The sequence below is a fragment of the Nitratireductor indicus C115 genome (assembly GCF_000300515.1).
In the GTDB taxonomy this organism is placed as follows: Bacteria; Pseudomonadota; Alphaproteobacteria; order Rhizobiales; family Rhizobiaceae; genus Nitratireductor; species Nitratireductor indicus.
On record NZ_AMSI01000002.1, the window covers coordinates 156,038 to 180,625 of the forward strand.

The window sequence follows — 24,588 nt, forward strand, 5'->3', positions numbered from 1 at the left end:
CGGAATGGCGTTTCCCTGAAACGGTGCCGCGCCCGGCATCAGTTCAGCTTGCACTCCGCTCCGTAGACATCGCCATGTTCCTCGACGATGGTCTGCGTCGTCGCGAGCGACAGCTTTCCGTCTGCGCCCTTGCGTGCTTCCAGCAAGTACCAGTTCTGCACCGGATGCTGATTGGCAGCGAATTTGAATGCGCCGCGCACTGCTTCGAAATCGGCCTCGCGCAGCGCCGCACGGAAACCGTCCGCGTCGTCGAGCACCTTGCCGCCGGTGTGCTTCAGAGCACTGGCGATGAGGCGGGCGGCGTCATAACCCTGCGCCGCCCAGGGCGTGGGTTCGCGCTTGTAGGCGTCGCGATAGGCAGCCACGAAGGCCTTGTTGGCGGCATTGTCGAGGTCGGCGTTCCAATGGGCCGTGGCCCGAATCCCTTCCGCCGCATCGCCGACACCCGCCAGAATGCGCGCTTCCATGGAAACCATCGGCGCAATGATAGGTATTTCCCCCATCAGGCCCGCCTGCCCGTACTGTTTCAGGAAATTGATGCTGAGGCCGCCGGGCAGGAAATAGAACACGACATCCGGCTTGTCAGAACGGATGCGCGCAATCTCCGCCGCATAATCCGTCTGGTTCAGCTGGGTATAGAGTTCCTCGACGATTTCGCCCTTGAAGAAGCGCTTGAACCCGGCAACCGCATCCTTGCCCGCCTGATAGTTGGGCACCATGACGACGGCCTTCTTGTAACCGGCATTGTTGGCCGCAATACCCGCAGTCTCATGCATGGCATCATTCTGCCACGAGCTGACGAAATAGTTCTCATGGCAGCCCGCGCCCGCCATCGGCGACGGTCCGGCATTGGAAGCCACATAGAAGCGGCCATTGTTGAGCGCGATAGGCGCCACGACAGGCTGAACATTCGAAAAGATCACGCCTGTCAGAATGGCAGCGTTGTCGCGCCGCACCATGCGTTCTGCAATCTGCTTGGCGTTTCCGGGATTCAACCCGTCATCCTCCACCAGAAGCTCCACCGGCGCGCCGCCGAGCTTTCCACCCTCCTCGTCTATGGCCAGCTTGAATCCGTCCCGCATATCCTCTCCCAGGTAGCCGGGAGGACCCGAAAGCGTGGTGATCAAACCGATACGGATCGCATCTTCCGCGGCCGCCGGAGCCACGAAACCGGCAACGGCGAACGCCAGCGCCGCAAGGCGCACTCCATTCTTCAACATGTTTCCTCCCAGAGCCTGTTGCGGTCTCTCCCACCGCCGAAATGACACTAGGAGTTGACGCAGGGCAAACCAAACGGATTGTAACAAACCTTACAGTAATTTCCGCACAGCAGAATAATGACCATAGCATCCCAACCCGGACGCGCGGTGTCTCATATGCCAGAACCGCATAATTTTCGCGTAGTTCGGGCAGAACGCCATTTGAACGTTGGAATGAAACAACGCCGGCTTCTATTTCTGCACTGCGGAAAGAAATTCCGTAACTTCGCTTGACACTTGTTTCGCAGCGCTGCTTTGCTGCACGCCATGGCGATACCGGCCGGGAGGGCTCGTCCCGGATCGTCCAGCAATCCTTAGATGATTGGGAGGTCAATCACATGAAACGTGTTTCGATTCTTGCTGCCGTGGCGATGGCACTCGCCGCGGCCGTTCCGGCCCGCGCCGAAACCCTGACCATGCTTTCGAGCTGGGACGAGAGCTATAATGCCGTGCCGGTTTTCGCGCAGGAATTCGCCAAGCGGCTGACGGAGAAATCCGGTGGCGAGCTCAGCGTGGAAATGCGCGGTCCCGAAACAGTGCCGCCCTTCGAGCAGCTGCAGCCGGTTTCGGCAGGCCTCTTCAACATGCTCTTCACGCATGGCGCCTATCATCTGGGCGAAACCACCATGGCCTTCGGCATGGACGCGGTGAAGGATGATCCGCAGGCGCGCCGCGAAAGCGGTATCTATGACCTGATCGACGCCCATTATCAGCAGCGCAATCTGAAACTCATCGGCGTCTTCTCCGCCGCTTCCGGCTACCACATCCTGCTCAAGAACCCCATCGCGGAAGACGGCGCCCTCAAGGGTCGCAAGATCCGGGCCTCGGGCACCTATCACGACCTCGTCAATGAACTGGGCGGTTCGGTGGTGACGTTGCCGGCAAGCGAAATCTATTCCGCGCTCGAGCGCGGTGTGGTGGATGGCGCAGCCTGGCCCGTCTTTGGTGCTATGGATTACAAATGGTACGAGGTTGCCGGGTACATGACCCGTCCCACCTTCGGCATCACCAACCTGTCACTGTTCATGAACCTGGACACCTGGAATGGATTGTCGGCCGAGCAGCAGACAATGGTGACCGACATCGCCAAGGAGCTCGAGATCGAGGGGCGCAAGCATTTCGAGGGCCTTTGGGCGAAGGAAGACAAGGCCATGCAGGATGCCGGCCTCGCCATCACCGAGTTCGGTCCCGACGTGGCCGGCAAGGTCGACGGTATCTTCGCGGCAGGTGTGTGGAAGCAGGTGGAAGACAAGGCCGGCGAAGATGGCAAGGCTTTCCACAAGCTGGCCCTCGAAAAGAACCTGACGGCTCAGTAGGAAAGGCCATCTGCCATGCGCTGGTTGTTGCGCCTGCATGACGGGCTGACAAATGCGAGCTTCTGGGGGGCCACCGTCGCGGTGGCCTATCTCACCCTTGTGACAGCCTGGGAAGTCTTCGGCCGCTATGCATTGCAGGCGCCAAGCGACTGGGCGCCGGACACCGCAGCCGTCAGTTTTGCGATGATCACCTTCCTCGCAGCCCCGATGCTCACCCGCAACACCGGCCATGCGCGCATGACCTTCATCGCCGAGAAGGCTTCACCGGAAACAGCCCTGTGGCTTAACCGTTTCGTGCTCTTTCTTGGCATGGCCGCCTGCGGCCTTTGCGCCTGGTACGGCATTGCCGAGACCGCCCGCCAGGTGACACGGGGCGTCAAGATGATTGCGGTCACCCCCATCCCCAAATGGGTGGTGACGGGCGTCATCGCCTACAGCCTCATGAGCATGGCGCTCTATTTCCTGCGCCACCTTGCGGCGACCTTCCGGTCGCCGGCCCGATAACCCTTATCGACGGACCTCTTTCATGGACTGGTGGATCCTTCTCAGCGGCGTCTTCGTCATGCTCCTCGTCTTGTTTGCGACGGGGCTGCCGATCTTCCTGTCGTTCCTGGTCCTGAACATTGCAGCGCTCTATCTGCTTTCGGGAAATTTCAATGGCGTGCTCCTGATCATCAATTCGATGTTCGACACGGGCACCAGCTTCTCGCTCGCAGCCATTCCGCTCTTCATCCTGCTTGGCGAAATCCTGTTCCGCTCGGGCTCGGTGAACATCCTCTTCAACGCAGTCGACGCCTTGATCGGCAACATCCGGGCGCGCCTTTATGCCGTTGCCATCGTTCTTTCGACCATTTTCGGCGCGCTGTCCGGTTCGGCCATGGCCGTGGCCGCCATGATGGGCTCGTCCCTGCTTCCAGAGATGCGCTCGCGCGGCTATGACCGCAACCTGTCCATCGGTGCGCTGCTGGCCGGCGCCAGCCTTGCTCCGATCATCCCGCCCAGCGTGATGGCCGTGGTGCTCGGCATTCTGTCGAAGGTCTCGATCGCAGCTCTTCTGATCGCCGGCATTCTGCCCGGCATTCTGCTTGCTCTCGCCTTCTTCGTTTATGTGGTCATCCGCGGGCGCATCAATCCCGCCCTTGCGCCCGTCAGCGCGAGAAGCGGATTGCCCGCCCGCGAACGGCTCGCCCTCGTCACCCGTGCACTGCCTTTCCTGCTCATCATCGCATCCATCCTGGGCTTCATCCTGGCCGGCATCGCCACACCGACGGAAGCCGCCGCCGTGGGCTGCGTGACAGCGGCGATCATCTGCGCGATCTTCGGAAACCTGACCTGGGCCAAATTCGTCGAATGCGTACGCTCGACGGCGGGCATCACCACGGTGATCACCATCATCATGGTGTCGTCCGTGTCCTTCAGCCAGGTGCTCAACATGACCGGCTCGACCTTCAAGCTGGTTGCCGCCGTTACGGCCCTGGACCTGCATCCAGCGATCATGTTCATCCTGCTTCAGGTCCTGCCCTTCGTGCTGTGCATGTTCATCGACCAGATCGCGCTGATGATCATGCTCGTTCCGCTCTATGGCCCCATCGTGCTGGCCATGGGCTTCGATCCGATCTGGTTCTGGACGATCTTCCTGATCAACATGTCCATCGGCGGCATCACCCCACCTTTCGGTTACACGCTGTTTGCACTGCATGGCGTGACGGAAGACGTGCCGCTGCAGTCGATCTTCCGTTCGGTCCTGCCCTTCATCGGCATTTTCATTCTGGTGATCGGGCTATTGGCCCTGTTCCCTGACATCATCCTCTTCCTGCCATCCTTCCTCTGAAAGGAAACGCCCCATGGATCTCGGTATTTCCGGTCTCAACGCCCTCGTGCTCGGCAGCTCGCAGGGGCTCGGTTTCTCCTGCGCCAAGGCGCTTGCCGAAGCCGGCGCACGCGTGGTGGTCAACGGGCGCGATCAAAAGAAGGCCGAAGCTGCCGCAACTTCCATCGGCCATGGCGCGGCGGCGGTGGCAGGCGACGTTTCCGACCCGGAGGGCCGCGCCCGTATCGTGGAAGAAGCGCGCGCGCTCACCGGCCCGATCTCCATACTCGTCACCAATGCTGGCGGACCGCCCCCCGGACCTCTTGAAACCCATGGTCACGATGTCTGGCTGAAGGCGCTGGAAAGCAACATGCTCTCGGCCATCGACATGGTCCGGCTCGTTCTGCCCGGAATGCGCGATGCCGGTTTCGGCCGCATCGTCAACGTCACCTCCTTCACCGTGCGCGAACCCTATCCGAATATGGGCCTTGCAACCGGCGTGCGCGCCGGCCTGACGGGAGCCATGGCAAGCCTTGCCCGCGAAGTGGCTGCCGAAGGCATCACGGTCAACAATCTTCTCCCCGGCCTGATGGACACCGGCGCGCTGAAACGCGTCTATGACGCGCAGGCCGCGCGCGAGAACATCACACCCGAAGCGGCCAAGACCCGCATGGCCGACAGCGTTCCGATGAAACGTCTGGGTGAAGCCGATGATTTCGGCCCGGTCTGTGCATTCCTGTGCTCGCGCCACGCCGGTTACATGACAGGCCAGAACATCACCGTCGACGGCGGTCTGGTTCGCGCGCTTCTCTAGAGCATTTTGCAGTCAGAAAAACGCATACGACGCCCGCATAAGTGCGGGAAAACAAGGAGATAGAGTAGAACATCGTTTCCGCGAAACGATGGAGCGCTCTGGATTTCGCAGAAGGATTACCCGGCATGATGGACATGAATGCGCCGCAACTGTCGCTCGGCGTGATCGGCGCCGGCGCCATGGGAACAGGCATCGCCCAGGTCGCAGCGACAGGCGGCATCGACGTTATCGTCTTCGACACGCGCCCCGGCGCTGCCGCCAAGGCTTGCGAAGGCATTGCAGCGCGCCTGTCAAAACGCGCCGCCGAGGGCAAGATGCCCACCGAAGACGCAGACGCTGCGGCCAAGCGGCTGCATCCGGCCGCAAGCCTTACGGATATCGCCCCCTGCGCCATCGTCATCGAAGCCATCGTTGAAGACCTGACGGTCAAGACGGAACTTTTCAGCGAACTGGAAAAGCTCGTCGCACCGGACGCCATCCTCGCCTCCAACACATCCTCCCTGCCCATCGGCGCCATTGCTGCCGGGTTGCAACGAAAGGACCGCGTTGCCGGTCTTCATTTCTTCAATCCCGTACCCGTGATGAAACTGGTTGAGATCATTCGCGGTCCCGATACCACCGAGGCCGTCGCAGAAGCGCTCTTCGTCCTGGCGAGGCGTCTCGGGCGCACACCGGTGCTCGTCAAGGACACGCCAGGCTTTCTCGTCAATTTCGGCGGACGCGCCATCAACACGGAAGCGCTCGCGCTTGCCCATGAGAACGTCGCCTCCCCCGCGGAAATCGATGCGGTGATGCGTGACTGCTACGGCTTCCGCATGGGGCCTTTCGAACTGATGGACCTGACCGGCGTCGATGTGAACTTCCCCGTCACGCGCTTCATCTACGAAAGCTTCTTCGACGACCCGCGCCTGCGATCCACTCCCATGCACCGCTACAAGCTTGAGACGGGCCAGCTCGGCCGCAAGACCGGACGTGGCTTTTATTCCTATGCCGAAGGTGCTGAAAAACCTTCAGCCGACACCCGAACCGGTGCAAACCCAGCTTCTGCTGTTTTCATCCACGGTGAAATGCGCGGTCTCGAAACGCTCCTCGCCGAATGCGGCACGGACATTCTTGCCTCCGATGACGGCACCGCGCCCATTCTGGCCGCCCCCCTCGGCGAGGATGCCTCCGCCTATGCAGCTCGCAACGGCTTGGATCACCGCCGCCTGGTCTGCATCGACATGATTTCGGACACTGCAAAGCGCGTTACGCTCATGACCTCACCTGGTGCCGAACGCGCGGTTCTCGAAAGCGTTATTGCGATTTTTCAGGAAGCGCGTGCCGTCACCGCTATAGCGGATTCTCCGGGCTTCATCGGCCAGCGTGTCGCCGCCATGGTCGCCAATCTCGGCTGCGAAATGGCCCAGACCGGCCTAGCCTCGGTGGAAGACATTGACCTCGCCATGCGGCTTGGCCTCAACTACCCGAAAGGCCCGCTCGAACTCGCGGACGCCATGGGCCCCGAGATCGTCCACCGGATTCTGACCGCCGTGCAGGCACTGACCGGCGACGACCGGTATCGCCCCAGCCAGTGGCTTCGTCGTCGCGCGATGCTGGGCCTGTCGGCCCGTCAGGCCTGAGTTCAGACGGGAAGCGCCGGCCCCAGTATTTCGGCCACCTCCTTTAGCGCATCGGCAAGCGTCGTGCGCATCGTCTGTTCCGGGATGGATCCCGTCGCCACGGGGATGGTCAGGGCGGCATATTCGCCCTGATTGTAGACAGGCACCGACACACCGCCGATGCCCGGATTCCACAGGTTGCGAACGATTGCCACGCCATCGCGCCGACATTCGGCCACGGCCTCGGTGAAAGCTTCCGGGTTCTGCCCCGTGCGCGTCATCTCTGCGCGCACCCGGGTTGCCAGGAGGCGCCGCTCCGCATCGGGAAGTGCTGCCACCAATGCGATGCCCGCCGCCGATACCGGGATACGCAGGCGCCCGCCAGTGGCGAGCCTGACCGCAACAAGATTGGCTCCCTCGATCACCGCCACAAAGGTGATGTGCAGCTTGTCGCGGATCGCCAGTGCCGCCGTTTCCCCGGTGGTGCGGCTCAATTGCTCCAGATGCGGGCGCGCCTGTTCCAGAAGCGGCATGCCGGCAAGGACGGGATAGCCGAGGGTGAGGTTTTTGGGCGTCAGCTCGTATGCCCTGTTCGAGCGACTGAGGCGCACATACCCCATCATGGTCAATGTGTGGGTCAGGCGGCTGACGGTCGACGGCGCAAGCCCCGTCATCTTCGCAAGGTCACCATTGGTCAGCGGCTGCTGCGCCCGGGACAGTGATTCCAGTACGGCAAGTCCCCGTGCCAGCGCTTCCACGAATTGCCGGTCCTTATCGCTCATTTCCTCCACCCAACTTTCTGCACAGCGGAAGTCCTTTCCGCAAAATACGTTTGCAGTATGCCGGTTTTTCCCGGAAAGTCACCCGCAACCTGCACAGGCCAAATGATTGGAAATTCATGCTTCCGCCCCGGGTCTGCCGCATATAAGGGGCTGGAACGAAAGACAATTCAGGGAGGACGTGGCGATGCTTACGGGGGATATGCTGCGCCGCTCTGCGGAACGCTTTCCGCAGAAGCCGGCTATTCTTTGGCAGGGTACCTCGCTGAGCTATCGCGAGCTGGACCGCCAGGCGAACCAGCTTGCCAATGCGCTCATCGGGTACGGTATCGCAAAGGGAGCCAAGGTCGGCATCATCAGCCGCAATCGCACCGAATATGGCATTGCATTCTTCGGGGTGGCCCGCTCCGGTGCGGTGATCGTCAATGTATCCGTGCTCTATGCGCCCGACGAATTGGCCTATGTGCTGAACAAGGCTGACATCGAACTCCTCTTCTATGAAGAGATGTTCGCGCCGAAGGTCGACGCCGTGCGCGATCAACTGCCCCAACTTCGCGAAGCCATCTGCATTGGTGGCGAAGACGATGCTTTCCGTGCCTTTTTTGCAAAAGCCTCAAGCGAATATCCGGATATCGAGATCGGTGAGGACGACCCCTTCTGCATGACCTATACGGGCGGCACGACTGGACGCCCCAAAGGTGTTCTGACAAGCCACCGCAACCGCATGATCACCGCCCATACGGTGATGGTCGAGGAGGCGATCGACGAACGGGACGTGGTGGGCATCGTCACCCCGTTGTTCCATGTCGCGGCGCTGAACATCATGTTCCAGCCGGCGGTTCTGGCCGGCGCGACCTCCACCTTCCTCAGCAAGTGGAACGTCGACGACTTCGCTACAATGGCCAAAGACACCGGTATGACGGCCGCCTTCATGGTGCCGACACAGGTTTCCATGGTGGTCAGCGCGCCCAATTTCGACGCGGAGAATTTCGCCGCCTGGCGCAAGCTTTCCTTCGCCGGCGCGCCGATGCCCGACTGGGTGCAGGTGGAAATGCTGAAACGCCTGCCGGATGTCAGGATGACGCAGATCTACGGCCAGTCCGAGATGGGCGTTTTGACCTCGTTGCGCCATTGGTACCTGCCTGAGAAGCTCGGCTCCATCGGCCGTCAGGCCTACAATGTGGATGTTGCCGTGATCGACCGCGAGGGCCGTCCCGTCGCCGTCGGCGAGATCGGCGAAATCGTCTCGCGTGGCGAAAACGTAATGCTCGAATATTACAACGAACCCGAGCAGACCGCCGCTTTCTGGAAGCATGGCTGGGCGCATACGGGCGATGTCGGCACCATTGACGAGGATGGCTTCATCACGCTTGTCGACCGCTCCAAGGACATGATCATCTCGGGCGGCGAAAACGTCTATCCGAAAGAGATCGAGAATGCGATCTACGAACATGAAGCCGTTGCCGAATGCGCGGTCTTCGGCATCCCCGACGACAAATGGGGCGAGGTTCCGGCCGCCTATGTGCAGTTGAAGGCAGTAGCGGCCATTTCGGAAGATGAGCTTGTGGAACATTGCGCCCAGCGGCTGGCCCGCTTCAAGCGCCCCCGCATTGTGAAATTCGTCACCGAATTCCCCAAAACGCCGATTGGCAAGATTCAGAAAAACATCCTGCGCGAGCCCTACTGGAAGGACCGGGAGAAGAAGATATGACCGACCGCTACGCAAAATATCAGCGCCTGAAATTCGATTGGCCGGACGAACGCATTCTGCGCGTGACGATGGAAAATCCAGGCCGCCTGAACTCCGCCGACCGGATCATGCACGGCGAGCTGGTCGAGGTATGGCGCGATATCGATAGCGACCCCAATGTCAGCGCAGCGATCATTCGCGGCGCGGGCAATGCCTTCTCCGCTGGCGGCGATCTCGATCTCGTCAAGGAGATGAGCGAGGATTTCGAGACCCTCACCCGCGTTTGGAAAGAAGCGCGCGACCTAGTCTACAACCTCGTCAACTGCTCCAAGCCGCTGGTTTCGGCAATGGAAGGACCGGCCGTCGGCGCTGGTCTCGTTGCCGGGCTCCTGGCGGATATCTCCATCGCCTCGCGCACCGCCCGCATCATCGACGGCCATACGAGGCTCGGCGTTGCAGCCGGCGATCACGCGGCAATCGTCTGGCCGCTTCTGTGCGGTCTGGCCAAGTCGAAATATTATCTGATGCTGTGCGAACCCGTCAGTGGAGAGGAAGCTGAGCGCATCGGCCTCGTTTCCTTGTGCACGGAACCCGAGGACTTGCACGACAAGGCGCTTGAAGTGGCGAGAAAGCTTGCGGTGGGGTCCCCCACTGCTCTGCGCTGGACCAAATACGCGCTCAACAACTGGCTGCGCATGGCCGGCCCCACATTCGACACCTCATTGGCGCTCGAATTCATGGGTTTCAATGGCCCGGACGTGCGTGAAGGCCTCGCCTCGCTCCGTGAAAAGCGCAAGCCCGAATTCAATCCGAAATGCCCCCTGTGAGGTCCTGATCCATGCGGGAAGCCTATATCTGTTCCGGTGTACGCACTCCGATAGGCCGCTATGGCGGCGCGCTCGCTTCCGTACGGCCAGATGATCTGGCCACCGTTCCTCTGCGCGCCCTGATGGAGCGGCACAAGCAGGTGGATTGGGCTGCCGTTGACGATGTAATCCTTGGCGCGGCCAATCAGGCCGGCGAGGATTGCCGCAACGTCGCGCGCATGGCCTCCCTTCTGGCGGGCCTGCCGGAAGAGGTTTCAGGCACGACGGTGAACCGCCTGTGCGGCTCCGGCCTCGATGCCGTTGCCATGGCGGCGCGCGCCATTCGCGCCGGCGAGGCCGAACTCGTCATTGCGGGCGGTGTGGAATCCATGTCACGCGCGCCCTTTGTGATGGGCAAGGCCGAGACTGCCTTTTCCCGCCAGGCGGAGATTTTCGACACCACGATCGGATGGCGCTTCGTCAACCCTTTGATGAAGAAGGGTTTCGGCGTGGATTCCATGCCTGAAACGGCGGAAAATGTTGCCGCTGAGTTCAATGTCTCGCGTGCAGATCAGGACAAGTTCGCCCTGCGCAGCCAGGAAAAGGCTCTCAAGGCGCAGGAAAGCGGCAGGCTCGACCGCGAAATCATTCCGGTTTCGATCCCGCAACGCAAGGGCGATCCGATCGAGGTGAGCGCCGACGAGCACCCGCGCCGCACGACGCTGGAAAAGCTTGCCGGCCTCCCTACACCGTTCCGTGCGGGCGGATCCGTGACCGCCGGCAATGCTTCCGGTGTCAACGATGGGGCCGCAGCCCTGATCGTCGCCTCCGAGGAAGCAGCCGTGAAATATGGGCTGACGCCGCTGGTGCGGGTTGCGGGAGCCGCGACGGCCGGCGTCCCGCCCCGCATCATGGGCATGGGCCCCGCGCCCGCGAGCAAGAAACTGCTCGCGCGCCTCGGCCTCGGTGTTGCTGACATGGACATCGTCGAACTCAACGAGGCCTTTGCCGCGCAAGGCCTGGCCGTCCTGCGTGACCTTGGCCTTCCCGATGATGCCGATCACGTCAATCCGAATGGCGGCGCCATTGCGCTCGGCCACCCGCTCGGCATGTCCGGCGCCAGGCTCGCGCTTACCGCCACGCACGAATTGTTGGAACGCAAGGCCGACCGTGCCCTGTGCACCATGTGCATCGGTGTGGGCCAGGGCATCGCCATGGTCCTGGAGCGTGTGAAATGAGCGACATCGTCCTGCTGGAAAGACCGGACCCCGCCATTGCGGTCGTGCGGATCAACCGCCCCGAGGTCCGCAACGCCCTCAATCTGGAAGTGCGCCAGAAAATGGCGGCGATCTTTCGCGATTTCATGGACGATCAGGCGCTGCGCTGCGTGATCCTCACGGGCAATGAGGAAGCATTCGCAGCAGGTGCTGATATTCTGGACATGTCCCGGATCGACGCTGTCGCCATGTATCATCGCCACACTGAACGGCTCTGGTCGGCGGTGTCGGACTGTCCAGTGCCGGTTATCGCTGCCGTCAACGGCTTTGCGCTCGGCGGCGGTCTGGAGCTTGCCATGCATGCCGACATCATCGTGGCCGGGCGCGGCGCGAAACTCGGCCAGCCCGAGGTGAAGGTCGGCATCATGCCCGGCGCAGGCGGCACGCAGCGACTGACCCGCGCCGTCGGGAAATTTCGCGCCATGCTCCTCTGCCTGACGGGAGACATGATCGACGCCGATGAAGCCTATGCGATGGGGCTCGTCAGCCTGCTTACCGACGATGAAGCCGTGATGGACAAGGCCATGGAGCTCGCGGGAAAAATCTCCCGCCTTCCCCCGATCGCCGTCGCTCAGATCAAGGAAGTGATCCTGGCAGGTCCCGAAGCCCCGCTTCAAACGGCACTTGCCCTGGAGCGCAAGGCCGTGCAGCTCCTGTTTGCGACCCGCGACAAGCACGAAGGCATGCAGGCATTTCTGGAGAAGCGCAAACCGAATTACACCGGCTTATGAAGCTGCCGGCGTTCGCTGGCTGCACCTGAGCGAAACGGTTCCCTCCGGGGCGATTCTGCTGTAGGCACTGTGCGGTCAATTGTGAGAGCCTGCCACAGTGCAACCTTCGACAATCCGCACCGCCGCCTATCCAGCCGCGATCTTTGCCGTTTATGTAGCAATCGCCATGCTGCTTCCCGCAGCAGTCGATCTCTACTATGGCAACAAGGACTGGCAGGTCTTCGTCATCTGCTCCATCGCGACCGGCGCTATCGCCCTGACCATCGCTGCCGCGACCCGGGGGCCGCTGCCGATGGGGTCCACCCAGACCACCTTTCTCGTGGTCGTCATACTTTGGGCAACGCTCGGCCTCGTGGGCGCGCTGCCCTTCTACACCGCCTCGCTCAAGCTCGACCTCGCCGGCTCCGTCTTCGAATCCGTTTCGGCCATAACGACGACCGGCTCCACGGTGATTACCGGGCTCGACGGGCTACCGCCGGGCCTTCTCCTATGGCGCTCGCTGTTGCAATGGATCGGCGGTATCGGCGTGGTGGCGCTGGGCCTCTTCCTGCTGCCCTTGCTGAAGGTTGGCGGCTTTTCCTTTTTCCGTGTCGAATCCTCGGATATCGAAAACCGACCCTTCGAGCGCTTCGTCAGTTTCCTGATCGCTCTCATCGGCATCTACTGCACCCTGACCGCCCTTTGTGCCATCGCCTATGCGGCTGCGGGAATGAACAATTTCGATGCGGTCAACCATGCGATGACCACCATCGCGACGGGCGGCTTCTCGACCCATGACGCCTCGTTCGGATATTTCGCCGAGGCCGGCCTGCCAATGCTCTGGATCGGGACGATCTTTATGCTTGTGGCGGGACTACCCTTTTCGATCCTTGTGCTCTTCTTCGTGCGTGGCCGTCTCGACGCGTTGCGCGACCCGCAAATCCGCCTTTTTCTGGCCTATGTCGCGGTAATCGTGGTCGCCCTTGCGGTTCAGCGACGCATCACCACCGGCATGCCCTTCGACGAAGCACTGGCAACAACTGCATTCAATTTCACCTCCATCATCACGACCACCGGCTTTGCCAGCGAAGACTATACGCTCTGGGGACCCTTCGCGGTCACGCTTGCCTTCTTCGCGACCTTCCTGGGCGGTTGCTCAGGCTCCACGGCCGGTGGCATCAAGTCCTATCGGTTCCTTATCCTCGGCCGCATGCTTCTGAACGGGCTGAAGCTTCTGATCCACCCCCATTCAGTTCAGGCCCTGCGCTACGGAAAGCGGCAGGTGGAAGATGAAATGCAGCGTTCGGTGGTACTGTTTTTGACCGCATTTCTGGCGTCCTGGGTGGTCTCCACCCTGCTTCTCGCCGTAACGGGAATTGATTTCCTGACATCGGTCACCGCTTCCCTGACCGCACTGACGAATGTCGGCCCCGGTCTTGGAGATATCGTCGGCCCGGCCGGCAACTTCACGACCATGAGCGACTTCGCCAAATGGGTACTCTCCGCGACCATGTTGCTTGGCCGCCTGGAGATTCTGGCGGTGATCGTCCTGTTCGTGCCGACTTTCTGGCGCAGCTGATCCCTGAAAAACGGGTGAACCGCCCTGCCGAAGGCAAGACGGTTCACAAAAACATTTACTGATCAGGAGGCTACGACCGAAATCTCCGTCAATGCGCGAGCATGGAGAGAGAGCAAAAGATCAGCTGCTTGGAGCCCGCAGGTCCGACACCTTGTCCAGCGCGATCTTAAGCCGCTCATCGCGCCCATAGACATCGCCATGATAGACAACCTTGCTGGAGCCGGCTTCTGGCCAGGCGGTGAAATACCCCACATAGACGGGAATATCCCGATCGATCTTGCGCCGCGTCGGCCGGCTCCTGTCGCCGCTGTTAATGTTCTTGGCGACATCGTCGACCGAGGTTCCAAGAACAGCAGCGGCCATCGCCCGCGGATCGGCAAGCCGCACACAGCCATGGCTGAAAGCACGCGTATCGCGGCTGAACAGGCTCTTTGCAGGCGTATCATGCATGTAGATCGCGTGTTTGTTCGGGAACAGGATCTTCAATTCGCCAAGCGAATTCGAGGGCCCCGGCTTCTGGCGCACGCTGACCGGCACCTTGCCCCCGTAGGAGCCCCAGGCAACCGTTGTCGATGAGACCTTCTGTCCGCGATTGTTCACGACCTCATAGCCGTTGCGGTCCAGATAGCTCGGATCACGCATGAGCTTGGGCAGCATCTCGTTCACCAGAATGGAGCGCGGCACGCCCCAATAGGGATTGAACTCCACCGTCTCGAGCTTGTCGTAAAAGAAACTCGTCTGATTGGATCGCGAGCCGACGACCGTGCGCATCGAAAGCTTCGGCTTACCGTCTTCGATGTAATCCACCTCATAGGCGGCCACATTGATCATCACATGCGTGGTGCCCAGGTCGGAGGGATGCCAGCGCAGCCGTTCCAGCGCAAAGAGCACCTTGTCGATGCGGGCAGCCTTGGATTCACCCGCAATAGCGCTCACTGTGCGAGGCCCAATGACACCGTCGGGCTTGAGATTGTGGCGTTCCTGCGCCGCCTTGACGGCAGGCACCAGCTCCTGCGCATAGACATCGCTGCCCTGATGCGCCTTCAAGAGCTCGCCATAGGTCGCGAGGAAAGCCTCATTACCGTCCCGCTCGATGATCTTGAGAAGTTTCGGGAATTCTGAATGCGTGCCGCCCGGCCGAACAAAGGTCTTCGGATCGACGACAATCTCCTTTTCGGCGGCAGCGCGCAGCGTTTCAAGCTCGGCGCGTAATGCGCGATACTCTTCATTGCGCGGGTGCTGCCCTTCCAGATAGCGTCCCGGCTCCGACATATTGGCCATGAACCCGAGGCTCTGGGTGAGGTTCATCGGTTTCTCGGGAAAATCATGATAACCCGACAGCTTGTTCGGGTCGACGCGTCCCGAATGGGCATCATGCGCGTAACGCAGCGCACGCGCCGAAAGCGCCATCTCGAAACGGATAAGCTGCTTTGCGCGCTCCGCTTCATCCATTCCCGGTTCGGAAAGCGCTGGAACCGAGACCCGATAATCGGCTTCCGACAGACCGTAGCTCTCCGCTTCCCCAAGCGCGCGCAACGCGCTCCTGGCCCTCTCGTTCACGCTATCATCGGAAACCCAGACGAAATCGGGATGTGCTTCGTAATGGGCGACAAGCGCCTCGGCGATCTCTTTCTCCGTATAGAGGTCGAAACCTTCAAGCCCAGCCAGAGCAACAGAGAACGCGCTCTTTTCAGGTTCCGCCTGCGCAACCGCATTCGCTTCGTTCTGCAAGCTGGTGTCGGTGTCGACGGCAGTTTCGGCCTTTCCGTCAGGCTCTGCCGCTACCTGCGTGGCGGCCTCTTTCGCAATGCTCGCCGCAAGTCGCGCAAAATCGACCCGCACCAGGCCCTGCGGCTGATAATTATAGTAGGATGGCGCCGCCACCTTGGGCACGGAGACGGGTTTGCGGCGCACCGGCTCCTGTACCGGCTGCGGCGGGCGCTGCTGCTCCACGCGCCCGCGGTTGGCGCGGCCTCCGAACAGCATATCGAAGAGATATTCTGCGCGAACGTCTGAGACGCCCCCTGCAAGAAATGCTGCTGTCGCGCAGGCAAAACCCGCCTTATGGAACAATCTAAAGCTCATTCCTCTCCCCGTCCGGGTAACTGACACGATGAATGCACGGAAGTGACGGCCGGCAAGGCCGCAACCGGACCACCCCCGGGAGCGGGCAGGCACGAATCCCCAGAAGATCTGCAACCCGCAATGTTATTGAAGGATAACAGCTAGCGAACGGTCAGTCGTCAGCCGATTGGTAAAATTGTTGCGATTAACCAAAGCAATCGAGGCTTGGTAAACGCCCGGTTAAGCCGCGACCCGCGTCGGGAGGGCGTGCGTGGCGCTTCCCTCCGCACAAAAGCCGGCAACCAGAGCTGCAACGGCCGAATCGCCAAGAATGCGCCTGTGACCGAGCCCTGAGGCTTTTACCAATGTGACGTGGTCTCCGGCCCCCGCCATCTCGACCGCATCGGCAAATGGCACTTCCTTGTCGTCCGGCGCATGCACGATTAGCGTAGAGACCGACATTTCGCGCAGCTGATGCGCCGCGACGAAGCTCGATAGTGGGTGCCCTGCGATCTCCTCGACGCGGGCCTCGAGCGCATGTTGCGAGCGCCGGCCAAGGCCGATATGGCGTCCAAAGGCCGTAAAGAGATCGGGCAGCGCATTGGGCGAACCGATCATCACCAGCCTGCGGAAAAAGACCGGACGGACGCCACGCACGGCGCCGGCTGCCGCGTTGAGTGCGATGGCTCCTCCGAAGGAATGCCCCACAGCGGCATCGAACGGCCCCAGCCAATCCGCCGTTTCGCGCACCGCAGCGACGGCGCTGGCGAGATTGAGCGTACGCCCCGCAGACACCCCGCTTCCCGGCAGATCGAGTGCAACAACGCGGAAGCCACGCTGCAAAAGTGCCTCGACAATGGTGCGCATGTGCTCGGTTCGGGAGCGCCACCCGTGTAGAACAAGCACCGTCGGCCCATCCCGCCGCGTATCCCAATTGGTGAATTCAAAAGCCGTAAAACGGCCATAGCGCGTGATCAGATCGTGCCGGCGCGCTCCCTTCATGAACGGAATGGAGCGCGCAAGAAGCCGCTTTTCCTTTTCCGAAACACGCTCCGGATCCGGAGTGCGGCAGAACAGGCGAAAGGCAATCCGCCCGCCAAGGCTTGGCGCAATGTGTTCAATTATGCCAAAAAAGCTTCTTATGAAACGCATTCCGAGGTTGGCCATGTCCGCTATCCAGAATCAGCAATCCAGAATGTTCAAGGATGAACAAAATTAGTTCAAACATGAACAAGAAGCAAGAGCTCGCCGCAAACCTGCCCTGGGACAATCCGCGCTTCCGCACCTGGATCGCCGTTGCCCGCGCCGAAAAAGCCATCGTGCGCGCACTCGGAAAAGGCCTTGAACCCCTTGGCCTGAAGATTGCCCAGCTTGACATGTTGATGAACCTCTACCGTCATCCGGGTCAGTCGCAGCACGATCTCGCCCGGCGGCTTCTGGTTGGACGCTCCAACATCACCATGCTGCTGCCGCAGCTTGAAGCGCAGGGGCTCGTTCGCCGAGAGAACGATGCTTCCGACAAGCGCATCCTGCGGCTTCACCTCACGCCGGAAGGCGAGGCACGCCTTATGGAAGCGCTGGAGGTCTACACCCGGCTGATCGACCGCGTCATGGCGCAATCGACGCCCGAGGCCTGCGAGGCCATGGGCGAGCAGATGCGGCGGATCAGCGAGGTCCTTGCGGAAGACTGATGTCGGCTGCCTGCAGATAGGCCCGCGGCGAAGCTCCGAGCATGCGCTTGAACATGGTGGTGAACGCCGCAACGCTCTCATAACCGAGATCGAGCGCGACATTGGTGACGGGCTGCCCTTCGGTCAGGCGCGGCAAGGCTGCAAAAAGACTTGCCTGCTGGCGCCAGAGGGAAAGGCTGACGCCCGTTTCCTGTTGAAACCGCCGGGTGAAGGTGCGCCGGCTCATGCCCAGATCTTGCGCCCATTCATTGATGGTCACGCGGCTTGTCGGCGCTTCGAGAAAATTCCTGCACAGGCGCGCCATGCGCTCGTCGGTCGGAAACGGCAAACCGAGCGGCATCTCCGAAAGCCGCGGAATTTCATGCAGTATCAGGCCATGCAGCAGCCCTGCCCGCCCCGTCGGCCGGGCCTCATAGGGAAGCGGCACCGCTTCGGCCAGAAGGCTGCGCATGAGGTTGGTCATGGCAACTACCCGCAGCGTTTCCGGCAGGCCTTCGATGGCGCCAGGCAAGACATATGCCGAGTGCATCAACACACCGCTCAGCATATCCACGGCATGATCGACGCCAGCCGGAATCCAGATCGCATGGCCCGCCGGCACCATCCAGTGGCCAATGGCCGTCTGCACCAGAACCACACCCGAACGGGCATATAGAAGCTGCGCACGGCTGTGCCGATGCAGTGCCACTCGAAACCCGTCGGGATACGCGCTTTGCCAGACCACGATTTCGCCATCCGCTTCCTCGAGCCAGGAACGGCGGCGCTCATCCAGTTCAACACGCTTTCTGACGGACTGCATTGAGCCGTCCTGTCCCAGCTCTTTCATCGTCTGGCCCACTTGCAAAAAAACTAGACCAAATCACTGAAGAAGGTCACACGCAACCCGAGTATAACCGCGCCCAGCCGCGGCAGCCTGCCGCACCGCGTTTTTTACGGAGCAGTCCCGTGACCGATACGACAGCAAACCAGGTACCGATGCAGACCGAGAAGACGACCTTCGCCGTCCTTCTCGCCGTCAGCTTCTGCCACATGCTGAACGACATCATGCAGTCCATGCTGGCCGCTATCTATCCGATGCTCAAGCGCGACTATGCGCTGGACTTCTGGCAGATCGGCCTCCTCACCATGGCGTTTCAGGTCACGGCCTCTCTTCTTCAGCCGGCGATCGGTCTCGCCGCCGACAAGCGGCCAATGCCCTATTCGCTCTCGGTGGGCATGGGCTCCACCTTCGTGGGCCTGCTTCTCCTGGCGACTGCAGGCAACTATCCGTTCCTGGTGGTGGGCGCGATGTTCATCGGCTTCGGCTCTGCGATCTTCCATCCCGAATCGTCGCGCGTGGCCCGCCTCGCCTCGGGCGGCCGCTATGGACTCGCCCAGGCGATCTTCCAGGTCGGCGGCAATGCCGGCACCGCCATCGGCCCGCTCCTGGCCGCTTTCATCGTCGTACCGCGTGGGCAGGGTAGCGTCGGCTGGTTCTCGCTCGCCGCACTCATCGGCATGATCATATTATGGCGCGTGGGCGCGTGGTACAGCCGCTACAGCGCCCGTACCGCCTCGCGCCGCAAGGTTTCCAAGGAACTCACCTTGCCGCGCGGCAGGGTGGCCTTGTCCATTGCCGTCCTGATTTCGCTGGTTTTTGCCAAGCACATCTACATGGCAGGCATCTCCAGCTACTACACCTTCTTCCTGATCGAGAAGTTCGGCGTCTCGGTGCAGCAGTCGCAAATCCTGCTCTTCGTGTTTCTCGGTTCGGTCGCCGCCGGCACCGTTCTCGGCGGAATTATCGGTGACCGCATCGGCTCCAAGACGGTGATTTGGTTCTCGATTCTCGGCGTGTTGCCTTTCACCCTGGCTCTCCCCTATGCAAACCTGTTCTGGACGCCGATCCTGACCGTCATCATCGGCCTCATTCTGGCTTCCGCATTCCCGCAGATCGTGGTCTTTGCGCAGGAACTCCTGCCCGGGCGCGTGGGCATGGTGGCCGGCATGTTCTTCGGCTTTGCCTTTGGCCTGGGCGGGCTCGGTGCGGCCGTGCTCGGCATCATCGCCGACCACAAGGGCATCGAGTTTGTCTATCGCGTCTGCGCCTTTCTGCCGATGCTCGGCCTCTTGACGGTCTTCCTCCCCAATCTAAAAAGGGAAGGATGACAGGAAAGGCCCCGGCATGACCGTCAAGCGCATCGTTTCCAATTTCCAGGTGGGCGACATCGCAGCCGCCCGCCGGTTTTACGGCGACGTGCTCGGTCTCGACATCCAGATGGATCACGGCTGGATAACGACATTCGGCTCGGAGCAGCGCATGAGCGTGCAGATCAGCTTTGCCACGGAAGGCGGCTCCGGCACGCCCGTGCCGGATTTATCCATTGAGGTCGACGACCTCGAGGAAACGCTGGCCCGGGTCCGTCAGGCAGGACTGCCCATCGAATACGGGCCGGCGGACGAACCCTGGGGCGTCCGTCGCTTCTACACACGCGACCCCTTCGGCAAGCTGGTGAACATTCTCGTTCACCGCTGAAGCATTTTGCAGTCGGGTGGCAGCGTCTGACGCCCGCATAAATGCTGAGAAAAAGAAGATTGAGAGTTCTTTGCGCGCCCGGAAAGACGCACGGCGCACTGGGCTGCCCTTGCTACCAGAGCGATTTGCACGCCCGTTCCGGCCACTCTTCGTCATAGGCTGCGCCATCGATCCGCGCCTTGCTGGTCGCCTGCAAAATGGCACCGGGGCTCGGCAATTCCGACGGGTTCACATGTCTTTCGCCGTTCCAGAGCTGCGAGCGGACGATGGCACGCGCGCATTGGAAATAGACTTCTTCGACGCCGATCACGATCACCGAACGCGGTGCCTTGTCCTCCACGGCAAAGCTTTCACAAAGTGCCGGGTCCACCGAAAGTCTTGCCCGTCCGTTTACCCGCAGGGTGGTTCCTGACCCCGGAATGAGAAACAGGAGAGCAACCCGGCCATCGCGCACGATATTGCGCAGAGAATCCACCCGGTTGTTGCCGCGTCGATCCGGAATCATCAAGGTGCGCTCGTCGTGAATCCGTACGAAACCCGGTTGATCGCCACGCGGCGAGCAATCGATTCCTTCCGGTCCGACCGTCGCCAGCGCGACGAAGGGCGATGCGGTGATCAGCGCGGCATATTCGGGGATGATGCGCTCGGTTACCTTCACCAGCGAGGTTTCCCCCGGAGTCCCATAAAGCGCTTCCAGTGCCGCAACGGTTTCAATGATATGCTGAGGTTCCTCAGTCGCCACGGCTCAATCCCTTTTCCTTCAACTCATCGAGATAGCCCTGCCACTTCTCGTCCTTCTTCGTGACAAGTTCATGAAGATAAACCCAGGTGTAGATGCCGCTCTGATGGCCGTCGGAAAACACGATCCGCACCGCGTAATTTCCCACCGGCTCGACACGGGCAATGGTCACGCGCCGTTTGCCCGGCACGGTGATGCGCTGGTCAGGCGAATGGCCCTGAACCTCGGCGGAGGGAGAAACCACCCGCAAGAATTCCGCCGAAAGAGCGACCGGCTCCTGTTCCGGAAAGGAGACGATCATATCAGAACGGTCGCTGGAGACGCGTAATTCCCTTGGTGGTTTCATGTTTCACCGCCTTTCCTGCCCCGCATTAGATGATTTTCCAAATCAGGCAAACCGGACATCAACGCATTTCTCCTGGCACAATTGCTCTCTCCCCATGACGAGTGTTAGCTTGCGCTTGAATTGCCGCGACAGAAGAAACACATTCTCAGGATCATTTCGGACAACAGCAAGCGGACATGCAAGCTTCGAAGACACAGCCCATAAACCTGCCGCAAAGCAGCATGATCGACCCCTTTGGTCGTACGATCGACTATCTGCGCGTTTCGGTGACGGATCGTTGCGACTTCCGTTGCGTCTATTGCATGGCAGAAGACATGACCTTCCTGCCCAAGCGCGACCTGCTGAGCCTTGAGGAACTGGATCGTCTTTGCTCCGTCTTTATCGAGAAGGGTGTGCGCCGCCTGCGCCTGACAGGCGGTGAGCCGCTTGTGCGCAAGAACATCATGCATCTGATCCGCCAGCTCTCCCGGCACATCCGCTCCGGTGCGCTTGAGGAACTGACGTTGACCAGCAACGGCTCCCAGCTCGAGCGTTTCGCCGGCGAACTGGCCGATTGCGGCGTGCGGCGCATAAACGTCTCCATCGACACGCTCGATCCGGAAAAATTCCAGGCGATCACCCGCTGGGGCAAGCTCGACAAGGTGATGCGCGGCATTGAGGCCGCGGAGGCTGCGGGCCTGCACGTGAAGATCAACACCGTCGCATTGAAGGGTTTCAACGAGCAGGAAATTCCCGAAATGATGCGCTGGGCGCATGGGCGCGGAATGGACATGACGGTGATCGAAACCATGCCTATGGGCGAGATCGACGCCGACCGGACAGACCAATACCTGCCCCTGTCGCTTCTGCGCGCAAGCCTCGAGCACGACTTCACGCTTACCGATATCCCGTTCAAGACCGGTGGCCCGGCGCGCTACGTGGAAGTCGCAGAAACCGGCGGACGCCTTGGCTTCATCACACCGATGACCCATAATTTCTGCGAGAGCTGCAATCGGGTACGCATCACCTGCACCGGCACGCTCTATATGTGCCTTGGGCAGGACGATGCGGCGGACCTCCGCGAGGCGTTGCGGGCCTCGGAAGGCAATGAACTCCTGTCTTCGGCAATCGACGAAGCCATCGGGCGCAAGCCGAAGGGGCACGATTTCGTCATCGACCGCCGCACGAGGCGGCCCTCCGTCTCCCGCCATATGAGCGTGACCGGAGGTTGAGGGTCGGACCTCTCCTTCTTTAACGATACAGTTTCTGGATATAGCCGATTGCCAAAAGGGTCAGGGCGACCTAGCGTTGGCCGATTCCGGGAGCATATCGCCTCGCTGATCGCACTGTTCCAATTCTTCCGCCATGGCGGGGCAGCAGGTCTTTCGGCTGCCGGCATCTGGGCTCGAGGTTCCGTTGGCCGTTTCATCGAATTTGCGGGGTGCGCTTTTCCTGGCCGTGTCGATGGCCGGGTTCACCTGCAACGACGCCATGACAAAACTGCTGACCGCAGACATGAATCTCGGCCAGATCATGTTTTTGCGCGGTGTGATCGCAACGGCCCTGCTCGCTCTGATTGCCTGGCGCTTCGGAGCCTTTGCCAACCTCAATCTGCGGGCGCTAGCCCATCCCATGATGATGCTGCGCGTGATTGGCGAGATTGGCGGCAATGTCTGCTTTCTGATCGCCATCAGCCACACACCGATTTCCAGCCTCGCAGCCGTTCTTCAGGTCCAGCCGCTTGCGGTCACCATGGGAGCGGCGCTCTTTCTGGCCGAGCCGGTCGGTTGGCGCCGCTGGAGCGCCATCATCGTGGGCTTCATCGGCATTCTGATCATTATCAGGCCGGGTGCCGAGAGCTTCAATCTGTATTCGCTCTTTGGTCTCGGCGTGGTGGCTTTCAGCGCGATGCGCGATATCGTCACCCGGCTCGTGCCCTCCAACATCCCCACACACATGATCTCGATGGTCACCGCAGCCTTCGTGTCGATGGCTGGCGGCGCCCTGATCGCGCCCACGGGCGGCTGGTCGCCAATCGATGGCTATTCCCTGATCCTCCTCATTCTGGCCGGTTCATTCATCGTGGTGGGATACCAGTTCATCGTCATGGCCCTGCGTCTTGGCGATCTCTCGTTCATCGCCCCTTTCCGCTACACATCGCTGCTGTGGGCCATGATGCTCGGCTTCGTCATTTTCGGCGAACGGCCTGATATCGCAATGCTCGTTGGGGCGTGCATCGTCGTTTGTTCGGGCCTTTACACGCTTTATCGCGAAAGGATCGTCGACAAGAACCGCCCGGTCGCCGCAAGCACCGCGCCCGAGCTCGCACCGGAGGAGAAATAGCGCCGGAAACACCAGGTCCGGCAACCGCATTTCAGCATTGTCGGAAAACCATTCGGGGAGGAGAATGGCCTTGCTGCCGCAAGCACCGGCGAAACCGCCGCATATTCTGACATTGGTCATCGCCACGGCCACCGGTTCATTGTCGATGAACATTTTCCTGCCGTCGCTGCCGGGCATGGCGGCCTATTTCCAAACCGACTATGCCCTCGTGCAGCTGGCGGTTTCGCTTTATCTGGCCGCAACGGCCTTGCTGCAGCTTTTCATAGGCCCTGCCTCCGACAGGTTTGGACGCCGGCCGGTGATGCTTGTATGTTTCGTGATCTTCATCCTCAGCACTTTCGCCGCGATCTTCACCACCGATATCATCCTTTTCCTCATCTGCCGGGTTCTGCAGGCGTTTTCTGCCGCAGGCATGGTGCTTTCGCGCGCCATCATTCGCGACACGGTGGATGCCGACAGTGCCGCCAGCCGTATCGGCTATGTGACCATGGGCATGACCCTGGTCCCGATGATCGGCCCCTTTATCGGCGGCTTCCTGGATGAATTCTATGGCTGGCAGGCAACATTCTATCTGGCGCTTGCCTTCGGGATTTTCTCGATCGTCGTTGTCTATCTCAACCTCGGCGAGACCAACCATCAACCTACATCGAGCATGCTCGCGCAGCTCAAGAGCTATCCGGAGCTTTTCCGCGCCCGCCGTTTCTGGGGATACACGGCAACGGCCGCATTCGCATCGGGCGCCTTCTTCGCCTTTTTAGGCGGCGGGCCATATGTCGCGACACAGATCCTCCACCTGACCCCATCCCAATACGGCACCTATTTCATTCTCATCTCGATCGGCTACATGATCGGCAACTTCTCGTCAGGCCGTTTTTCCCGCCAGATCGGGCTCAATAGGATGATGCTCGCCGGCAATGTCATCGCTTCGTCCGGACTGCTTCTGTCGCTGTTTCTGTTCTCCATGGGCTGTATGCATCCGTTGTCTCTGTTCGGGCCATCCCTCCTGCTTGGCATGGGAAACGGCATGACCCTGCCGAACGCGAATGCAGGCATTGTCAGTGTCCGGCCGCATCTGGCCGGTTCAGCCTCCGGCCTTGGCGGTGCGTTGCAGATCGGCGGGGGCGCGGCACTTTCCGTGCTCGCGGGCCTGATGCTGACACCCGTTTCCGGCCCCTACCCGCTGATCTGGATCATGCTCACTGCGTCGGCGCTCGGCATTGTCGCATCGCTCTACGTGATGCATGTTGCCCGCCAAAGAGGCGAAATCTGA

The 24,588-nt window shown here is 60.9% G+C and carries 23 protein-coding genes; 16 read left to right on the top strand and 7 right to left on the bottom strand.

Annotated features, from left to right (window positions below):
• Positions 1–38: 38 nt before the first annotated feature.
• Positions 39–1,220, bottom strand: coding sequence for an ABC transporter substrate-binding protein (locus NA8A_RS03355; RefSeq protein ID WP_009755945.1), 1,182 nt, complete (start codon positions 1,218–1,220; stop codon positions 39–41).
• 377 nt (positions 1,221–1,597) lie between these two features.
• Between NA8A_RS03355 and dctP the strand changes: the two genes are divergently transcribed.
• The 5 genes from dctP to NA8A_RS03380 all read left to right on the top strand — a co-directional run bounded on the left by dctP (position 1,598) and on the right by NA8A_RS03380 (position 6,821).
• Complete coding sequence (dctP, locus tag NA8A_RS03360) at positions 1,598–2,575, top strand: TRAP transporter substrate-binding protein DctP (RefSeq protein ID WP_009755946.1); 978 nt, start codon at positions 1,598–1,600, stop codon at positions 2,573–2,575.
• Positions 2,576–2,590: 15 nt separating this feature from the next.
• Positions 2,591–3,079, top strand: a complete 489-nt coding sequence (locus tag NA8A_RS03365) for a TRAP transporter small permease (RefSeq protein WP_009755947.1) — start codon at positions 2,591–2,593, stop codon at positions 3,077–3,079.
• 22 nt (positions 3,080–3,101) lie between these two features.
• A complete protein-coding gene (locus tag NA8A_RS03370; RefSeq protein WP_009755948.1) occupies positions 3,102–4,406 on the top strand; it encodes a TRAP transporter large permease in 1,305 nt (434 codons plus the stop codon).
• 13 nt (positions 4,407–4,419) lie between these two features.
• Positions 4,420–5,199: an SDR family oxidoreductase gene (locus NA8A_RS03375; protein WP_009755949.1), complete on the top strand. Its 780-nt coding sequence runs from the start codon at positions 4,420–4,422 to the stop codon at positions 5,197–5,199.
• 125 nt (positions 5,200–5,324) lie between these two features.
• Positions 5,325–6,821, top strand: a complete 1,497-nt coding sequence (locus NA8A_RS03380; RefSeq protein WP_009755950.1) for a 3-hydroxyacyl-CoA dehydrogenase — start codon at positions 5,325–5,327, stop codon at positions 6,819–6,821.
• A 2-nt stretch (positions 6,822–6,823) separates the two neighbouring features.
• Here NA8A_RS03380 and NA8A_RS03385 read toward each other — a convergent pair whose 3' ends face one another.
• Complete coding sequence (locus tag NA8A_RS03385) at positions 6,824–7,582, bottom strand: IclR family transcriptional regulator (RefSeq protein ID WP_009755951.1); 759 nt, start codon at positions 7,580–7,582, stop codon at positions 6,824–6,826.
• A 184-nt stretch (positions 7,583–7,766) separates the two neighbouring features.
• On the opposite strand from NA8A_RS03385, the gene NA8A_RS03390 reads away from it, so the two are divergent.
• The 5 genes from NA8A_RS03390 (at position 7,767) to NA8A_RS03410 (ending at position 13,641) form a co-directional block, all read left to right on the top strand.
• Positions 7,767–9,290, top strand: coding sequence for a class I adenylate-forming enzyme family protein (locus NA8A_RS03390; protein WP_009755952.1), 1,524 nt, complete (start codon positions 7,767–7,769; stop codon positions 9,288–9,290).
• Entirely contained in the window at positions 9,287–10,096 is an 810-nt protein-coding gene (locus tag NA8A_RS03395) for an enoyl-CoA hydratase/isomerase family protein (protein WP_009755953.1), read from the top strand. Before NA8A_RS03390 ends, NA8A_RS03395 begins: the two co-directional genes overlap by 4 nt.
• Positions 10,097–10,107: 11 nt before the next feature.
• Positions 10,108–11,313 (top strand): 3-oxoadipyl-CoA thiolase, encoded by a 1,206-nt coding sequence (gene pcaF / locus NA8A_RS03400; RefSeq protein ID WP_009755954.1) that lies wholly within the window; start codon positions 10,108–10,110, stop codon positions 11,311–11,313.
• The gene (locus NA8A_RS03405) at positions 11,310–12,083 is read left to right on the top strand and encodes an enoyl-CoA hydratase-related protein (protein ID WP_009755955.1); all 774 of its coding nucleotides are present in this window, start codon (positions 11,310–11,312) and stop codon (positions 12,081–12,083) included. The genes pcaF and NA8A_RS03405 overlap by 4 nt, the downstream gene beginning before the upstream one ends.
• Positions 12,084–12,180: 97 nt before the next feature.
• A complete protein-coding gene (locus NA8A_RS03410) occupies positions 12,181–13,641 on the top strand; it encodes a TrkH family potassium uptake protein (protein WP_009755956.1) in 1,461 nt (486 codons plus the stop codon).
• Between the two features lie 120 nt (positions 13,642–13,761).
• Here the strand turns inward: NA8A_RS03410 and NA8A_RS03415 are convergent, their stop codons facing one another.
• Both NA8A_RS03415 and NA8A_RS03420 read right to left on the bottom strand, forming a co-directional pair.
• On the bottom strand, positions 13,762–15,726 hold the full coding sequence (locus tag NA8A_RS03415; protein ID WP_040671691.1) for a L,D-transpeptidase family protein: 1,965 nt from the start codon (positions 15,724–15,726) through the stop codon (positions 13,762–13,764).
• Between the two features lie 219 nt (positions 15,727–15,945).
• Positions 15,946–16,872, bottom strand: a complete 927-nt coding sequence (locus NA8A_RS03420; protein WP_009755958.1) for an alpha/beta fold hydrolase — start codon at positions 16,870–16,872, stop codon at positions 15,946–15,948.
• A gap of 59 nt (positions 16,873–16,931) precedes the next feature.
• Here NA8A_RS03420 and NA8A_RS03425 point away from each other — a divergent pair, with 59 nt between their 5' ends.
• Complete coding sequence (locus tag NA8A_RS03425) at positions 16,932–17,396, top strand: MarR family winged helix-turn-helix transcriptional regulator (protein WP_009755959.1); 465 nt, start codon at positions 16,932–16,934, stop codon at positions 17,394–17,396.
• On the opposite strand, the gene NA8A_RS03430 is transcribed toward NA8A_RS03425, so the two are convergent.
• Positions 17,371–18,195, bottom strand: a complete 825-nt coding sequence (locus NA8A_RS03430) for an AraC family transcriptional regulator (RefSeq protein ID WP_009755960.1) — start codon at positions 18,193–18,195, stop codon at positions 17,371–17,373. The genes NA8A_RS03425 and NA8A_RS03430 overlap by 26 nt on opposite strands.
• A 176-nt stretch (positions 18,196–18,371) precedes the next feature.
• On the opposite strand from NA8A_RS03430, the gene NA8A_RS03435 reads away from it, so the two are divergent.
• Positions 18,372–19,544, top strand: coding sequence for an MFS transporter (locus tag NA8A_RS03435; protein WP_040671693.1), 1,173 nt, complete (start codon positions 18,372–18,374; stop codon positions 19,542–19,544).
• 16 nt (positions 19,545–19,560) lie between these two features.
• Complete coding sequence (locus tag NA8A_RS03440; protein ID WP_009755962.1) at positions 19,561–19,911, top strand: VOC family protein; 351 nt, start codon at positions 19,561–19,563, stop codon at positions 19,909–19,911.
• Positions 19,912–20,023: 112 nt separating this feature from the next.
• Here the strand turns inward: NA8A_RS03440 and NA8A_RS03445 are convergent, their stop codons facing one another.
• Both NA8A_RS03445 and NA8A_RS03450 read right to left on the bottom strand, forming a co-directional pair.
• Entirely contained in the window at positions 20,024–20,653 is a 630-nt protein-coding gene (locus NA8A_RS03445; protein ID WP_009755963.1) for a pyridoxamine 5'-phosphate oxidase family protein, read from the bottom strand.
• Positions 20,643–20,996, bottom strand: coding sequence for a gamma-butyrobetaine hydroxylase family protein (locus tag NA8A_RS03450; protein WP_009755964.1), 354 nt, complete (start codon positions 20,994–20,996; stop codon positions 20,643–20,645). The genes NA8A_RS03445 and NA8A_RS03450 overlap by 11 nt, the downstream gene beginning before the upstream one ends.
• Positions 20,997–21,172: 176 nt before the next feature.
• On the opposite strand from NA8A_RS03450, the gene moaA reads away from it, so the two are divergent.
• The 3 genes from moaA (at position 21,173) to NA8A_RS03465 (ending at position 24,588) form a co-directional block, all read left to right on the top strand.
• Positions 21,173–22,207, top strand: a complete 1,035-nt coding sequence (moaA, locus tag NA8A_RS03455; RefSeq protein ID WP_009755965.1) for a GTP 3',8-cyclase MoaA — start codon at positions 21,173–21,175, stop codon at positions 22,205–22,207.
• A gap of 184 nt (positions 22,208–22,391) precedes the next feature.
• Entirely contained in the window at positions 22,392–23,318 is a 927-nt protein-coding gene (locus NA8A_RS03460; protein WP_040671767.1) for a DMT family transporter, read from the top strand.
• Between the two features lie 64 nt (positions 23,319–23,382).
• A complete protein-coding gene (locus NA8A_RS03465; protein WP_009755967.1) occupies positions 23,383–24,588 on the top strand; it encodes a multidrug effflux MFS transporter in 1,206 nt (401 codons plus the stop codon).

Excerpts from the sequence above, each read along its gene's own strand:
- NA8A_RS03425 (WP_009755959.1), top strand. The coding sequence starts at position 16,932 with ATGAACAAGAAGCAAGAGCTCGCCGCAAACCTGCCCTGGGACAATCCG.
- NA8A_RS03390 (WP_009755952.1), top strand. The coding sequence starts at position 7,767 with ATGCTTACGGGGGATATGCTGCGCCGCTCTGCGGAACGCTTTCCGCAG.
- NA8A_RS03395 (WP_009755953.1), top strand. The coding sequence starts at position 9,287 with ATGACCGACCGCTACGCAAAATATCAGCGCCTGAAATTCGATTGGCCG.
- NA8A_RS03440 (WP_009755962.1), top strand. The coding sequence starts at position 19,561 with ATGACCGTCAAGCGCATCGTTTCCAATTTCCAGGTGGGCGACATCGCA.
- NA8A_RS03430 (WP_009755960.1), bottom strand. The coding sequence starts at position 18,195 with ATGCAGTCCGTCAGAAAGCGTGTTGAACTGGATGAGCGCCGCCGTTCC.
- NA8A_RS03355 (WP_009755945.1), bottom strand. The coding sequence starts at position 1,220 with ATGTTGAAGAATGGAGTGCGCCTTGCGGCGCTGGCGTTCGCCGTTGCC.
- moaA (WP_009755965.1), top strand. The coding sequence starts at position 21,173 with ATGCAAGCTTCGAAGACACAGCCCATAAACCTGCCGCAAAGCAGCATG.
- dctP (WP_009755946.1), top strand. The coding sequence starts at position 1,598 with ATGAAACGTGTTTCGATTCTTGCTGCCGTGGCGATGGCACTCGCCGCG.
- NA8A_RS03375 (WP_009755949.1), top strand. The coding sequence starts at position 4,420 with ATGGATCTCGGTATTTCCGGTCTCAACGCCCTCGTGCTCGGCAGCTCG.
- NA8A_RS03450 (WP_009755964.1), bottom strand. The coding sequence starts at position 20,996 with ATGAAACCACCAAGGGAATTACGCGTCTCCAGCGACCGTTCTGATATG.
- NA8A_RS03370 (WP_009755948.1), top strand. The coding sequence starts at position 3,102 with ATGGACTGGTGGATCCTTCTCAGCGGCGTCTTCGTCATGCTCCTCGTC.
- NA8A_RS03435 (WP_040671693.1), top strand. The coding sequence starts at position 18,372 with ATGCAGACCGAGAAGACGACCTTCGCCGTCCTTCTCGCCGTCAGCTTC.
- NA8A_RS03380 (WP_009755950.1), top strand. The coding sequence starts at position 5,325 with ATGATGGACATGAATGCGCCGCAACTGTCGCTCGGCGTGATCGGCGCC.
- NA8A_RS03405 (WP_009755955.1), top strand. The coding sequence starts at position 11,310 with ATGAGCGACATCGTCCTGCTGGAAAGACCGGACCCCGCCATTGCGGTC.
- NA8A_RS03365 (WP_009755947.1), top strand. The coding sequence starts at position 2,591 with ATGCGCTGGTTGTTGCGCCTGCATGACGGGCTGACAAATGCGAGCTTC.
- NA8A_RS03385 (WP_009755951.1), bottom strand. The coding sequence starts at position 7,582 with ATGAGCGATAAGGACCGGCAATTCGTGGAAGCGCTGGCACGGGGACTT.
- pcaF (WP_009755954.1), top strand. The coding sequence starts at position 10,108 with ATGCGGGAAGCCTATATCTGTTCCGGTGTACGCACTCCGATAGGCCGC.
- NA8A_RS03415 (WP_040671691.1), bottom strand. The coding sequence starts at position 15,726 with ATGAGCTTTAGATTGTTCCATAAGGCGGGTTTTGCCTGCGCGACAGCA.
- NA8A_RS03465 (WP_009755967.1), top strand. The coding sequence starts at position 23,383 with ATGGCCTTGCTGCCGCAAGCACCGGCGAAACCGCCGCATATTCTGACA.
- NA8A_RS03420 (WP_009755958.1), bottom strand. The coding sequence starts at position 16,872 with ATGGCCAACCTCGGAATGCGTTTCATAAGAAGCTTTTTTGGCATAATT.